The following is a 15,772-nucleotide window of genomic DNA, read 5'->3' as shown; positions in this document are numbered from 1 at the left end:
CATGACGACGTTATTGGAAGTGAAAAATGTCTCCAAACAATTTGGAAAGGATACAAAAGCGTTATCCAATGTTACCTTCTCTGTGAAAGAAGGAGAGTTTGTTTCAGTAATCGGGCCATCTGGAGCAGGAAAATCAACTCTTCTTCGGTGCATCAACAGGATGGTTGATACATCCAGTGGAGAAATCATCTTTGACGATAATTATGTACACCAATTAAATAAAAAAGAATTAAAGAAAGTACGGACGAAAATCGGCATGATTTTTCAACATTATAATCTCGTAAATCGACTAAGTGTGATTGAAAATACCCTGCATGGTCGCTTAGGCTATAAATCTACTTTGGCAGGCGCTCTTGGTCTGTATAGTGAGGATGAGAAGCTTCAGGCTGCTAGAATCCTCCAAATTCTAGGTCTAGAAGAGCAAATTTATAAAAGGTCTGATCAATTAAGTGGAGGTCAGAAGCAGCGTGTAGGCATCGCTAGGGCACTCATCCAAGATCCTAAATTGCTTCTATGTGATGAACCGATTGCTTCTTTAGATCCGAATTCATCCAAGATTATCATGGATCACCTAAGGAATATTTGCACATCCATGGGAATTACAGTGGTAGTCAATCTACATCAAGTCGATGTTGCCTTAAAGTACTCGGATCGAATTATTGGGGTAAATAGTGGCAAAGTTGTTTTTGATGGGACTGCAAAGAGTATAACTTCTAATGATATCCACCAGATTTACGGTTCAGATGAAGGAAAGTTGATTTTTGATTTGGGAGGTTCCCATGTCAGCTGATGTTTTTGCTAAAAAGAGAAGAAATTCACTTCTATTGTTTTTAATAGTAGGGGTTGCGACGATTGTTTCCATTATCATAACAGAATACAATGTGGCAAAAGGTTTTACCTCTGTTCCTAAAGCTGTGCAATGGGCATTATCGAATTTTTACCCAACAATGGATTCTTTGGCGAAGCTGCCAGATATTTTAGTAAAGCTAAAAGAAACTCTATTAATCTCGATTGCAGCAACGACAGTCGCCGCAGTATTGGCCTTTATATTTGCTGTCTTAGGTTCAAATACGACAAAAGTGAATCGTTTTTTCGGAAGTATTAGCCGAGGAATTGCGATTCTATTTAGAAATATTGATGTCTCGGTGTGGTCGATGGTTTTGTTATTTTCATTTGGACAAAGTTCCTTTACCGGTTATTTCGCTTTGTTTTTCGGATCTTTCGGTTTTTTAACAAGAGCTTTTATCGAGACGATTGATGAAGTAAGTGGTAGTTCCGTAGAAGCATTACAAGCAACGGGTGCGACTTATCTGACTGTCATTTCTCAGTCTGTCATCCCTTCGACAATTCCGCAAATGATTAGTTGGGTACTTTTCATGATTGAAACAAATATAAGAAATGCAACGCTAGTCGGACTACTTACAGGATCAGGTATTGGCTTTACTTTTAATCTGTATTATAAAAGTCTGAACTATGACATTGCTAGTCTTGTCGTCATCACGATCATTATCTCGATTTTATGTATCGAATTTATTTCAAATTATGTGAGGAGGATGATTTTATAATGCAAGCTGAAGGTCCAATCAAATCATTCTCCTTACAAGCTGACCAAATCTTAGATAAACAGCTACGTGAACGATTATCTAAAAAGCCCTTTAGTAAATCCTCAATCGCTATTAGGACATGTGGGCTACTACTCACACTTCTGACTATTTATGCATTTATTAGTTTTGACTATAAGGATGTTAACTTCATTGATGCACTTCTATTGACTATGGATAACTTGGGGAAAATGTTTTTTGATCCCCATCTGAAGCATTTTAACTTTTCACATGCACTTTTCCAAGTGTTAGTTACATTAGGATTAGCCTTTTTAACGACAATATTCGGAGCAATCATTGCATTAATGTTAGGCCTTTTAGCAGCTGAAAATATCTCTTCTAAACCATTATCAGTTGTGATAAAAGGAACGGTTGCCCTAATTAGAGCCGTACCAACCGTTCTGTGGGTTCTTATTTTTGCAGTCGCTGCAGGATTAGGTAGTGTTGCAGCAGTAATTGGAATGACCTTTCACTCAATTAGCTATCTTGTAAAGGCTTATTCAGAATCCTTTGAAGAACTTGATAAAGGTACGATTGAAGCATTGCAAGCAAGCGGGGCAAATTGGTGGCAAATTGTGTTCCAAGCTGTCATCCCATCGACGATTACTTATATGGTCTCATGGACATTCATGCGATTTGAGATCAACTTTGCAGTGGCAGTGGCGATGGGCGCAGCAGCAGGAGCAGGAGGAATCGGCTTCGATATGTTCATGGCAAGTGGATTTTACTTTGACTTGCGTGAAATCGGCGCAATCACTTATTTTATCCTACTTGTTGCAATTTGCCTTGAGATCTTCGCAACACGTATTAAAAGGAAGCTACAAGTTCTGTCATAATAGTGACGGAAGCTGGTCATAGACTTTAAACGTTTCCAGCTAGAAGAAGAACCACTTCCATCTTGTTAGGTGGAGTGGCTCTTTCTTTATTTACATAACCAAGTCAACCAATGGAATATGACTGGGGGGCTATTCTGGTCACTCTCAAGATTTAGCTGGACATCTTTGGGAAATCGTCTATTTTAGTATATGATATGCTGTATAGGTTTTTAAATTGTAAATCGAGCAACTGGGAGGAAGGGAAATGTTAGCTAACTTAAAAAAAGGTGAACATGGGTATATCGCTCGATTCGAGCGATATGAAGAACACTCCGTTGAAAAGGTTTGGTCGATGTTGACGGAAAACGACAAACTAGCAACTTGGTTTTCCGAGCTTCGAATTGATGAGCTTCGTAAAGGTGGAATTATTAAATTCGATATGCAAGACGGCACTTTTGAAGAGTTTACGATTACAGATTTCAAGCTGAATTCAGTATTGGAATTTACGTGGGACAAAGATCTCGTTCGGTTTGAATTGTATCCGGAACAGGATGGTTGTTTATTAGTATTGATTGAAAAGATTGAAACCATCACGGATCATACGCCAAGAGATCTTGCTGGTTGGCATGTTTGTCTTGAGGTTATTCAGGCATTACTGGATGGTAGAAAAATAGACTCTCGAGAAGAAGAATGGGAACAGTGGTACGAGAAATACGTCGTGGCTGTAAAAGAAGTATTAGTATAAGTGGTAATAATGAATAGTAGATTATACATCTAACACTGGCCGAGTCATCGGTTGGTGTTTTTTATTTTATAGAAATGAAAACCATAGGCTAGGCCTATGGTTCCGGATAGCTTATAGCGATGTATCAAAAAAACTCTTCCTGGGTGCTAAAATAAATATGGTTCGCCAACCAATATTTAAGCACTAGGAGGAGTTTTATATGTCAAAAGACAATAATAATTTAGCACACACAACATGGAATTGTAAGTATCACAATGTATTTGCACCAAAGTACAGAAGACAAGTGATTTAATGAAGTAAATGAAACAAGAGTGTGTTCCAAAAAGGGTCTGACCTCGTATTCTATACACAGTATATAGTAGTAAAATACTAACTATAATCTGTATATAGCCGTTGTGGTGTCTGACCCTTTCGTTATGGGACAGCCCTTTGTTTCATTTATAGGTGATGTTTCTGTCTAAGCAGGAAGGCTCTTTATTTTTACTGAATTTTTTGGGTTTGTTACTTATAATAACTATGATAAAATACCTATTTTTAATATAATTATATAGTTTATTTTTCCTAAAAATGATAGAGTTTGGTATATGACAAAATATTATTAATAAACGGAATCTCGCGAATATTTCGTGTTTTGATTTGGTAATGAGTTTTGGGTTTAAGAATGGCGATTTTTTTGAATGTTCAAAATGTATAATTTTGAAAAAACGCTATTACTGGTACTTTCCTTTTATATTAAGGTAAACCATTGTAGTTGATTTTATCATACTTTATCCCGTATTATGGGCAGCCAAACATGAAGCAAGCTTCACCAAAAATAATGAAAATGGCTATTTCATGAGAGTAAAACCCCGACTGATTGAAGTTTCACTTTATTTCTAAAAGGAGGAATAAAATATATCATATGGAAGTGATTTCGAGTACCTATCATCTACCCCTTGTTCTACTTTCTATTATTATTGCTATTATTGATTCATTCGTTGCACTAAATCTTGGAATTCGAATTAATAAAGCAAGAGGTTTTGCGCGTTACATATGGTTATTTGGTGGAGCGTTTGCGATGGGGATGGGCATATGGTCTATGCATTTTATTGCCATGCTTGCATTCCATTTGTCGATCCCAGTCACGTACAATTTAACCTGGGTCATTATTTCGATTATTCCTGCCATTATCTCATCTGGATTAGCTTTATATATTGTTAATAGGTCTTCTCTGGGTACAACATCAGTTATCCTCGGGTCCCTTTTTATAGCCACAGGAATTGTTTCTATGCATTATATAGGAATGGAAGCAATGGAGATGGGGGCGTCTATTGAATATAATCCCTTTCTATGGGTACTTTCCGTCATTGTCGCTTTTTTTGCTTCATTAGTAGCTCTATATCTATTGTTTTATGTAAGTCAGAACCCTAAAACACCACGAATATGGTGGAGAAAAACTGGCAGTGCCCTAATAATGGGGATAGCTATTTCGAGTATGCACTATATCGGAATGTCAGCTGTAAAGTTCAAACCATATCATCAACATAACTTGTCAGGACCGACATTCAATAGTACCCTTTTAGCCTATTCTATTGGAATTGGCATGCTAATCATATTAGGATTTGTGTTCATTAGTATGGTTGTTGATCAGCGATTTGAGTCTCAATCAATCGAATCAGAAAGGAAGTTTCGTTCAGTAATAGAATCCGCTAACGATGCTATTATTTTAGCCGATAGCAAGGGCTCCATTATTTCTTGGAACAAAGGAGCTCAAATTATTTTTGAATATGAGGATAAAGAAGTCTTAGGGAAAAAACTACAAATCATTATCCCCGAACAATTCAGAGAAGCTCATCAATTGGGTATGAATCGTTACCTATCTACAAATAAACCCCAAGTAATTGGAAAAACGGTTGAATTACAAGGACTAAGGAAAGACGGAAATGAATTTCCAATAGAACTCTCCGTTGCTACTTGGAAAGAAGAAGGAAATATATACTTCAGCAGCATTATTCGAGATATCACCGAACGAAAACATGCTGAAGAAAAAATCAACCAAATGGTTTATCGTGACCATTTGACAGGACTGCCCAATCGTCACTTATTAAATGATCGCCTCACTCAAGCACTTGATCAAGCAAATGAAAATAAGCATATCATTATTGGGATTATGTTTATCGATTTGGATCGTTTTAAGTTCGTTAATGACACGTTAGGACATGCTGTAGGTGATCACTTGTTGATTGAGGTTGCCAAGCGCATTCAAGCCTGTGTGGGTAAAATGGATACAGTTTGCCGTCAAGGTGGAGATGAGTTTATTGTTCTCCTTCCAAATACTACAGCTGAGGACGTTACTAAAAGTGCTCAGAAAATAGTAGATTTATTCAGTCACACAATTGTGCTAAATGAACATGAGATGTTTGTGACACCATCAATTGGGATTGCTCTATATCCGTCCGATGGTAGGGATATAGAGACTTTGATTAAAAATGCGGACACGGCCATGTACCGTGTAAAGGAGCAAGGGAAAAATAGTTTTCAGTTTTACACACCTGATATGAACGAAATAGTTTCAAAAAAAATGCAGTTAGAGATTGGATTACGGAAAGCGTTGAAACGTGATGAATTTATCATTCATTATCAACCTCAAGTTGATGTAAATTCCGGGGATTTGATTGGTGTGGAAGCTCTGATCCGCTGGCAACATCCTGAGTGGGGAACGATCTCTCCTGCTGATTTTATCCCTTTAGCGGAGGAAACTGGACTAATCATTCCAATAGGCGAGTGGGTCCTGTATGAGGCGTGCCTTCAAAATAAGTATTGGCAGAATAAGGGGTTTCTACCTGTGAGAATAGCGGTTAATATTTCTTCCCGTCAATTCCAACAAAGTAATTTAGTTGAAATGGTCAGCAAAACGCTAAAGACAACGGGACTTGATGCCAAGTATCTTGAGCTTGAGCTTGAGCTTACGGAAAGTATTATCCAAGATTCGAAACATGCGATTTCCACAATGCATCAATTAAAAGAAATGGGGATTCATTTATCAATAGATGATTTTGGAACGGGTTACTCTTCCCTAAGCTATCTAAAAACATTCCCCATCGATACATTAAAGATTGATCAGGCTTTCACAACGAATATATTTACTGATCTAAAGGATGCTTCCCTTGTTGATACTATTATTAATATGGCTCATAACCTAGATCTAAAAGTGATTGCGGAAGGTGTTGAGACATTAGAACAACTTCAATTCCTTCAACAAAGACAATGTAACGAAGCCCAAGGATACTTTTTTAGCCGACCTATTTCAGCTGAAGAAATGTCAACTGTATTTAAAGAACAATTCTTAGCTAAGATTCAATGATGAATTAAAAGTCTAGATCAAGGTTACTTCTATAACTGTTGGATGCTTTGCTTCAATAGGCTAATAATTTTGTCTCTTCAGGAAAACTAGTAAATGTTTCATCATAATAAAGTTATTTAAAAACGGCATCAGTAATTGAACATATTTATTATAACGTTTTGAAAGTTAATGAAGGACAACTTTCCATAGAAAACGGAAGAAATGTCCTTCATAAAGCCAATCATTAGGATGACTATTGCACAGCCACGGTTACCATAATACGGCTAGATTTTGGTCACTTAAATTTATCATGCAGTTTAAGATATATAAAATCCACATACTGCAGATAAAATAATCGCCCCTTATGATACAATCGTGATAATTAGATTTTTTTCATAATAATGAACGCATGCAAAACTTCAAACATGTACGGTAATTACTTATACAAAAATCCCAATTTCACATAGTTCAGATAACAGAAGTAAAATAACCTTAGGAAGGAACACAGCATTTGAATATAAAAGTTACTCAAAAAATTATTAAAGAAATGTGTGGTACAGTCTCCTTCAAAAGAGGAGACTCTTTTTATCGAGCTAATAAAGTAATATTTGAAAAATATACCCCTGAAGTTTGTGAAGCAACGGTTACTAGCATGGAAGATTTTCATGTCACGATTGAAAAGGATAAGAATGGTGGTTTGCGAACGAAATGCAGTTGCCCATCTCTTGCTTCCTTTCAAAAGGACTGCCAACATATTGCAGCTGTTTTACTGTCGATTTACGAACATCAACGTCAAGGAACCATCCCTATTCTTCCGAGTAAACACCAGTTAGGCACTTCAACAAATCAAGCACTGGCAGAAGATGTCATGACCCTTTTCAATGATCGGCCTATACGATCAAGCGGCCATCAACTTCACTTTGAAAAAAGAAAAGTGCTTGATGTAGAGTTTACATGTAAACCCGTCAGAATAGGCAAGGGCGGATACATGTTTGGAATAGAAGCCAAGATTGGACCGACCGATGTGCAAAATATCCGAGATTTTCTGAAGCAAGTACAAGAGAGCAATTCAGTCTTGCTTTCTACATCATTTACGTATGATCCAAGCCTTCATTGCTTTCAAAAAGAGACAGATGCTGTGATTTGGCAACTCATTCAAGTCATCCATGATGAAAGGGTGTATGGAGATGCAGTGCCTGACAAAGCAGATTATGTCAGCAATCATCACATATTACTGATTCCTCCATCTTCTTGGGACAAGATTTTTCCTATTCTTGAAAGAGCACCATTGGTGAAGCTTACGTATGAGGGGAATACGTTTGACGGTCTTCACTTCGTGAGTGACCCCCTACCATTACAGTTTGACTTTGCGGAAACGGAAGGCAAAGGCTATCAACTGAAAATCAGAGGGTTGAATCGGATGATTGTGTTGAATTCGTATAAATCTGTTTTATCTGAAGGAAAAGTAATTCAGTTGAAAAGTGAAGATTGCAAACGTCTTTCGGATCTAAAACAGATGCTAGATGGGCAAGGAACGAATCAAATTCCGATCCATGAGGAGCAAATCGATTTTTTTCTGGAAAAAGTGGTTCCGGGTTTAAAAAGACTAGGTGATGTTCAAATATCTAGAACTATTTCTGAGCGGTTTGTAAAGAAACCACTGATTGCCAAACTATACTTGGATCGTCTGAAAAATCGCCTGCTTGCTGGGCTAGAGTTTCACTATGAAAATATTGTAATTAATCCATTGGAGAGTCGGGAACTCCGGGCAGTTTCGATGCATATAAGGGATGTTGCGAAGGAGGAAGCGATACTAAAGCTGATGGAGGATAGTTCGTTTGCCAAAACGGACGGCGGATATTTTTTGCAAAATGAAGAGTTGGAGTATGAGTTCTTGTACCATGTTGTACCCAAACTTCAAAAATTGGTTCAAATATATGCAACTACGGCAGTGAGAAATCGTATTTCTAAAGAGAATGCTCGGCCACAGGTTAGGGTGAAGGTCAAAAAAGAACGGACCAATTGGCTGGAATTCAAATTTGAAATGGATGGCATTCCTGAGAAACAGATACGTGAGATTCTATTGGCATTAGAGGAGAAACGAAAGTATTATCGTTTGCGGAACGGCTCACTACTTTCATTGGAAACAAGGGAATTTGAAGAAATTAACCGCTTTTTGCATGCACTTCCGGTCCAGAATGAAGATTTGGAAAGTGGCTTGAATGTACCAATCGTTCGGGGACTTCGGCTTCTTGATTCAGTTGATGATAGCCATGCATTCACATATGAAGAGTCATTCCGACAGTTCTTGGAAAACATCCGCAATCCGGGTAGCCTGGAGTTTGAGGTGCCGAAGCGTTTAGAGCCAATCTTGCGAGACTATCAAAAACACGGCTACAAATGGATGAAAACACTTGCCAGCTATGGATTTGGCGGGATTCTTGCAGATGATATGGGACTAGGTAAAACGCTGCAAAGCATCACATTCATTTTATCGGAACTTCCTAATATTCGTAAAAAGAAGAGCCCGGCGCTTATTGTTTGCCCATCCTCTTTGACGTATAACTGGCTAAGTGAAATTATGAAATTTGCCCCGGATGTACAAGCTTTAGTCGTTGATGGAAATAAAAAAGAACGTTTCAATCTACAACAAGATATAACGGCTATGGATGTGATCATCACCTCCTATCCATTGTTGCGTAAGGACATTATGTGGTACGAGAAACAATCTTTTCACACCGTGTTTTTTGATGAGGCTCAAGTCTTTAAAAATCCTGTGACACAAACTGCACGATCGGTGAAGAAGATTCAAGCTGATTATCGCTTCGCCCTTACTGGCACACCTGTTGAAAATTCACTAGAGGAGCTGTGGTCTATTTTTCACGTTGTTTTTCCTGAACTATTTCTAGGGTTAAAGGAATACAGTAACCTCCCAAGGAAAACGATTGCCCGACGGATTCGTCCATTTTTGCTTCGTAGGTTGAAAGAGGATGTACTGCCAGAGCTTCCTGAAAAGATCGAATCGATGGAATCCGTGGAGTTACTTCCTGATCAGAAGCAATTGTACGCTGCTTATTTGGCGAAGCTGCGACACGATACGTTGAAGCATCTGGACAAGGACACACTTCGGAAAAATCGAATTAAAATCCTGGCTGGTTTGACTCGGTTGCGACAGATTTGTTGTCACCCAGCTTTGTTTGTGGAGGGATATAAAGGAAGCTCGGCGAAATTTGAACAGCTGCTGCAGATTATTGAGGAATCAAAGCTTTCTGGAAGAAGAGTGTTGATTTTCTCACAGTTTACGAAAATGCTTGAGCTTATAGGTAGGAAATTAACGATTCAAGACCTGCCTTTTTTCTATCTTGATGGGCAAACTCCTTCAGAAGAGAGAGTAGGCATCTGCAATCGATTTAATGCAGGTGAACGAAACTTCTTCCTCATTTCCTTAAAGGCAGGCGGAACAGGACTCAATCTAACAGGGGCTGATACCGTTATCCTATATGACATTTGGTGGAATCCCGCAGTCGAAGAGCAAGCGGCAGATCGTGCCCATCGTATTGGTCAAACAAATATTGTCCAGGTTATCAAGCTTGTTGCTCGCGGCACAATTGAAGAAAAAATGAATGAACTGCAAGAGAAAAAGAGACATCTGATTACAGAAATCATTGATTCTGAGGAGAAAATATCGTCTACTCTTACTGAAGAGGACATTCGGGAGATATTGGCGATATAGAGGGGATTGGTTCTATAAGGGGTTCTGCCGACAAAACGAGGATATTATATGGTGCTACATTATTGTGGCATTGAAACAAAGTTTGATAATTAATAAAAAAAGATTGATAATTTGTAATAAAGTTTGATTTAAATCTTGTTTAAATTTAAACAGGATTTTTCTTTTTTTGTTCTTGCAATGTTGTAAAACTCCAGTAAACCAGCTAATAGTTTGTCAATATTTTTCAATAAAAACTTAAAATATCTCATGCTATACTAAATTTAGACATACCAAATAACCTTCCGATATGCTGCGTTTGGAAAGTTTCTGACTGTTTAGTTATGTTTAGAAACTAGGCTAGATCTTGGAAAGCAGATTTGCTTTTCAAAAGAGCATAAATCCAATGTAAGAGTTTATTAGCACAGGCTAACACGGCCACCTTAGAGGGTTTTCCTTCTTCACGTTTCTTATCATAAAACTCTCGTAATCGCTTGTTACAAGGAATGACTTCATTGGTCGTTTTCTTCTTGCGACAATCACGAAGTGCACATTTAACGGCCATATACAAGGCATGTCGTAGTCTACTAGAACCTCTTTTGGTAATCCGATTTCATATACCTTTGAATATACCAGATTCAAAGATACTTGGAGTGATTCCGGCAAATGCAACTAGTTTCTTAGGGTGATGAAACCGATCAATTTCTCCTACCTCAGAAATAATCGTAGCAGCGATTTTTTCACCGATACAGGGGATCGATTGGATAATTTCATACTCTTCAATTTGCTAAAGCATCTATCTCATCTTCTAGTTTGGATAGCTGCTTTTTGTAATCAAGAAGCATGTTAATATACATATCCAAGCTTAAAGAAAGGCTATGATATAAGGTTTTCTGAAACGGGTTTTGAGCTGGGGCAGCCATTAGTTTTTCTGCCTGACTGTTTGCCCATTGTTGTGAACGACTTTTACATACCTCTTTTATTTTAGTAGCGATTGTTTTTTCGCTTCCTTTCAAGATTTCTTCTGACGTAGGAAATGCTTGTAAAGTCAGTAATGAAACATCCGAGTATAAGGTCCCAAAAACCCCATAATACTGAGGAAACACTTGATCCAGAACTGCCTGAAATTGCAGTTTAGTTTGTACAAACAGACCTGTAATATTTTCATGTTGTCTTGTAAGATTACGAAGGTTTAAGAGCTGAATTCCTCGCTGTTTATAAGGCTCTAAGTCTTCTCTGTACAGCTTGCAGAGATGCCGAGCGTCCATGGTCTTTACCTTGCGTAAGCTAGGACCCTTAGCTCGATACGATATGAGTAGATGTACGATAATCAATAAATACCCTCTGTCTTCGAAATACTGGACTACTGGGTATGATAATGTCCAGTGGAATCCAATACAATGGGAGGCCGTCCCCCTTATACATCTTCTGCTTCTTTAATAAAATCTAGAAGTCTAGCTAATCCTTCAAGTGTATGTGCTACTTTAAAGCTCTTTTTGTAAGGCTGCTTTTTATCCAAAAATGTTTGAACCTGACTTTCCCCTTTTGCCACATCCAGACCGATGACCGGAATCATGTTTTATTTTAATTCCCAAAGAGAGTATAAATCTTCTTTAATTGGTCTGATAAGCAAATCGTTATCCTTATACATTAAAAATATTTCCCCATTAATAAGAAAAATACAATCCTGCATCTTATGAATAAAGGATTTCTATCAATTTTTATAACAGCTTATAGGCAATTAAAATAATAAAATAGGGGGAATTTTCAAAAAATATTTGTTTTTTTGAAAAAAATCCTTGTTAGTGAAAAAGATAGGTGATAGACTTAACTTGTCATGACATCCTTACAAGATTAATTCACTCGTATTTTGGAAACGATTTCAACTAAAAGGAGGATTATTTTATGGTTAAGCATCGTTTAAATCTATTTTCGGTAGTGATGGCGGTAATTCTTATGGTAGTTTTGTCTGGTTGTGGAAGCACGGAAAGCAATGCGAATGAAGAGGGAAAAATTAAGGTTGCAATGATTACAAGTGATGGAGGTCTTGGAGATCGGTCGTTTAATGACTCGGGTTATGAAGGTTTAAAAAAGGCTGAAAAAGAATTGGGCATTGAAATAAAAGTTGTGGAACCCCAAGACGTTTCAGAAGGGGAAAAGTACTTAACGCAATTGGCGCAAAATGGATATAATCTTGTGATCACACTTAATTTAGGACATGAAAAAGTACTAAAGGATATTGCAACTCAATATCCAGATACACAGTTTGCAATTTTTAATACAGAGGTTGAAGGAGATAATATTACATCAGTACTATTTCATGAACAAGAAGGATCGTTTCTAGCAGGGGCTCTTGCAGCAATGGTCACAAAAGATGAGGGTGTCAATAATATCAATGGGGATAGTGTTATTGGTTTTGTAGGCGGAGTTGATTCTCCAGGTATTAATAAATTCCTCGTTGGATATAAAGAAGGAGCAAAATACATTGATCCACAAACAAAGGTAATTGTAGGTTATTCTAACTCGTTTGCAGATCCATCAAAAGGGAAAGAAATCGCATTATCTCAAATTGAGCAAAAAGCTGACATTATTTATCAAGTCGCTGGTGCAACTGGTGAAGGCGTGATGGACGGCGCAAAATCTAAAAACGTTTTTGCCATTGGTGTTGACTCTGATCAAGACTATATTGCAGAGGGAAATGTTCTTACAAGTGTTATGAAGAGGGTGGATATCGCGGTTTATGACCTTTCGAAATCAGCGCAGTCAGGTAAGTATGATTCGAAAATAGAATTAGGTCTTAAAGAAAATGGTGTTCAGCTAAGTGAAATGAAATATACAAAAGATATGATTAATCCAGATTATTTATCAAAGATAGATGAAATTAAGGAGAAAATTAATAATGGAGAAATTAAGGTAACTGATATTACTAAGAACTAGTATTGTTAGTTTACTAGAAAATGATACTGAACAATGAGGAAGCGATATAGGTGAATAACATTGAAGTGGTTAATTTAACAAAAAAATTTGGTGATTTTGTAGCGATTAATGGCATCAATTTGGAAGTGAAGAAAGGAGAGATACACGCCATTTGTGGTGAGAATGGAGCAGGAAAATCAACATTGATGAATATGCTATTTGGTCTAATAGAGCCCTCATCTGGTCAAATTTTTATTAATGGTGAAGAAGTTCATTTTCAATCGCCAAAGGAAGCTATACATCAAGGAATCGGTATGGTACATCAGCACTTTAAATTGGTGCCTAGTCTAACAGTATACGAAAATATTTTACTTGGTGAAGAGATTGTTAAAGGTTTCAAAATTCAACAAAGAAAAGAATATGAAGAAGTACAAAAAACAATTGATCACTATAATTTTGATTTAAACGGAAAAGATAAAATTCAAGATATATCTGTAGGGGCACAGCAACGAGTAGAAATTATTAAGATGCTGCATAGGAATGTAGATATTTTAATTCTAGATGAACCCTCAGCAGTACTTACACCACAAGAGACAGATGAATTACTTGATAATCTAATTGCACTTAGAAATTCTGGGAAGACGATTATTATCATAACACATAAATTGGATGAGGTTAAGAAATGTGCAGATCGAATCACGGTTATTCGTCATGGGAAATTTATTGGAACTGTCAATAATAAAGATGTAAACCAGCAGGAGATTGCAAAAATGATGGTTGGTAGAGACGTAAAATTAGATTTACAAAAGGAAGATTCAGAGCGCGGAAATGTAGTTTTATTAGCAAAAAATATTAATGCATACAGTGACTCTGGATCTCAGGTTTTATATGACGTATCTATGAATGTACATGAAGGTGAAATTGTTGGTATTGCTGGTGTGGAAGGGAATGGACAATCCTTTTTAATGAATGCGCTGTCAGGCATGCTTAAACTTGAATCAGGTGAGATTATTTACCAAGATAATTCTATTAATGATAAAAGTCCTCAGGCATTGAGGGATATGAAAATTGGTCTTGTACCAGAAGATCGCTATTTACATGGATTAAATTCAACTATGAGTATAAGAGATAACTTGATTGCTGGTTATCACTGGAGAAAACAATTTTGTGATTTTGGAGTATTACAGCAAAAAGAAATTGCCCACCATGCTAAAGATTTGATAGAGCGATTCGATATTCGCAATTGCGATAATACTAGTCTAGAAGTTGGATCATTATCAGGCGGAAATGCTCAGAAAATTGTCATTGCACGAGAAATGTCTATGAATCCCAATTTGCTAATTTTAAGTCAGCCAACACGAGGTGTTGATATTGGGTCTATTGAGTTTATCCACCAGCAAATAATTGAATTTCGTAGAAAGAAAAAAGCAGTCATTGTTATTTCTTCTGAACTATCTGAGGTAATGACCCTTAGCGATCGGATATATGTTATGTACAAAGGTCGGGTTATAGGTGAGAGGCTAACTAAGCAGACAAGTAAAGAAGAAATTGGTGTTTTAATGGCCGGAATCACAGATGGGGAGGCGAAATTCGGTGAATAAAAAACAGAAGAAATGGTTATTACCTATTATTTCTTCCCTGATTCCAGTTATGTTGGCTTTTATCGTAGGTTCGTTCTTGATTATGTTGTCTGGATATAAACCCCTTGAAGCTTATTCTGCACTTTTTTCAGGGGCATTATCTGGAAAAATAGCAATAATGAATACCCTATTTGCTACAACACCGCTTATTCTAACAGGACTAGCTACAGCTATTGCATTTAAAGCAAATATTTACAATATGGGCGTGGAAGGGCAATTGTATTTGGGAGCATTTACTGCTGCATTTCTAGGATTTACATTACAAGGCACCCCACCTGTGATCCATGTCTTTATATGTCTTATAGGTGGAGCATTGTCAGGAATGCTATTTGCGCTAATCCCAGCAATTTTAAAAGCATTTTTCAATGTCAACGAAATGGTTGTGACATTGATGCTGAATTATGCAGCTATTCTATTCACTACCTATCTTGCAAGCTTCCCATTTAAAGCTCCTGGAGCGTCAAATGCTACTACAATCGATATTTTACCAAGCGCTGAATTGCCAAGATTTTTTCAGGGTTCACAATTAAATGGAGGATTTATAGTCGCAATAGGTGTCTTTATTATGGTTTGGTTCTTAATAAATAAAATGAAATTAGGCTATGAGATGAATTCGATTGGTCGAAATATAGAATTCTCAGAGTATGTTGGGATGAATATTGCTAAAAAAATTATTGTAATAATGTCAATAAGTGGTATTGTTGCTGGCCTTGCAGGTGCAGGGGAAATTCTTGGAACACATCGTCGTTTTGTTAGCGAATTTTCCCCCGATTATGGATGGACAGGGTTGACGATTGCTTTGCTTGGTAAACATAATCCCGTTGGAGTTCTGGCAGGGGCATTACTATTTGGCATCCTGAAGAACGGTGGAAGTTCAATGGAATTGATGGTTGGTGTTCCACGATCTTTAATAGATGTTATTCAAGGTTTAATTATTCTATTTCTTGCGGTCGACTTTCTAATCCATCATTTTAGCTTAGTTACTAAGCTGAAAGAACGTTTTAATAGAAAGAAGGTGGCCTAA

9 protein-coding genes and 2 pseudogenes are annotated in these 15,772 nt (G+C 37.2%); 10 read left to right on the top strand and 1 reads right to left on the bottom strand.

The genetic code is table 11. The features are described from left to right. Nucleotide 1 precedes the first annotated feature (1 nt). The 7 genes and pseudogenes from phnC to AC625_RS19790 all read left to right on the top strand — a co-directional run bounded on the left by phnC (nt 2) and on the right by AC625_RS19790 (nt 10,216). Complete coding sequence (gene phnC / locus AC625_RS19820; protein WP_049682860.1) at nt 2-790, top strand: phosphonate ABC transporter ATP-binding protein; 789 nt, start codon at nt 2-4, stop codon at nt 788-790. Continuing rightward, on the top strand, nt 780-1,565 hold the full coding sequence (locus tag AC625_RS19815) for a PhnE/PtxC family ABC transporter permease (RefSeq protein ID WP_049682859.1): 786 nt from the start codon (nt 780-782) through the stop codon (nt 1,563-1,565). The genes phnC and AC625_RS19815 overlap by 11 nt, the downstream gene beginning before the upstream one ends. Further along, nucleotides 1,565-2,437, top strand: coding sequence for a PhnE/PtxC family ABC transporter permease (locus AC625_RS19810; RefSeq protein WP_049682858.1), 873 nt, complete (start codon nt 1,565-1,567; stop codon nt 2,435-2,437). Before AC625_RS19815 ends, AC625_RS19810 begins: the two co-directional genes overlap by 1 nt. 244 nt (nt 2,438-2,681) lie before the next feature. Then, nucleotides 2,682-3,161 (top strand): SRPBCC family protein, encoded by a 480-nt coding sequence (locus AC625_RS19805; RefSeq protein WP_049682857.1) that lies wholly within the window; start codon nt 2,682-2,684, stop codon nt 3,159-3,161. 199 nt (nt 3,162-3,360) lie between these two features. Further along, nucleotides 3,361-3,450, top strand: a pseudogene (locus AC625_RS19800) (IS200/IS605 family transposase); the annotation flags it as partial. Nucleotides 3,451-4,062: 612 nt separating this feature from the next. Continuing rightward, entirely contained in the window at nt 4,063-6,504 is a 2,442-nt protein-coding gene (locus AC625_RS19795; RefSeq protein ID WP_082191179.1) for a bifunctional diguanylate cyclase/phosphodiesterase, read from the top strand. Between the two features lie 490 nt (nt 6,505-6,994). Further along, complete coding sequence (locus tag AC625_RS19790; protein WP_049682855.1) at nt 6,995-10,216, top strand: DEAD/DEAH box helicase; 3,222 nt, start codon at nt 6,995-6,997, stop codon at nt 10,214-10,216. 331 nt (nt 10,217-10,547) lie between these two features. Here the strand turns inward: AC625_RS19790 and AC625_RS19785 are convergent. After that, nucleotides 10,548-11,768: pseudogene (locus AC625_RS19785) on the bottom strand (IS110 family RNA-guided transposase). Between the two features lie 329 nt (nt 11,769-12,097). Between AC625_RS19785 and AC625_RS19780 the strand changes: the two are divergent. From AC625_RS19780 to AC625_RS19770, 3 genes are read left to right on the top strand one after another with little or no spacing between them, the layout of a single operon-like run. After that, nucleotides 12,098-13,129, top strand: coding sequence for a BMP family lipoprotein (locus tag AC625_RS19780; protein ID WP_049682854.1), 1,032 nt, complete (start codon nt 12,098-12,100; stop codon nt 13,127-13,129). A 50-nt stretch (nt 13,130-13,179) separates the two neighbouring features. After that, nucleotides 13,180-14,709 carry an ABC transporter ATP-binding protein gene (locus tag AC625_RS19775; protein ID WP_049682853.1) on the top strand — a complete coding sequence of 510 codons (1,530 nt, stop codon included), beginning with the start codon at nt 13,180-13,182 and terminating at the stop codon, nt 14,707-14,709. After that, nucleotides 14,702-15,772 carry an ABC transporter permease gene (locus AC625_RS19770; RefSeq protein WP_180320124.1) on the top strand — a complete coding sequence of 357 codons (1,071 nt, stop codon included), beginning with the start codon at nt 14,702-14,704 and terminating at the stop codon, nt 15,770-15,772. Before AC625_RS19775 ends, AC625_RS19770 begins: the two co-directional genes overlap by 8 nt.

The organism is Peribacillus loiseleuriae (assembly GCF_001183985.1).
GTDB classification, from domain to species: Bacteria; Bacillota; Bacilli; order Bacillales; family DSM-1321; genus Peribacillus; species Peribacillus loiseleuriae.
The sequence above is the reverse complement of the archived record's forward strand: the minus strand, read 5'-3'. Positions and strand labels throughout refer to the sequence as shown.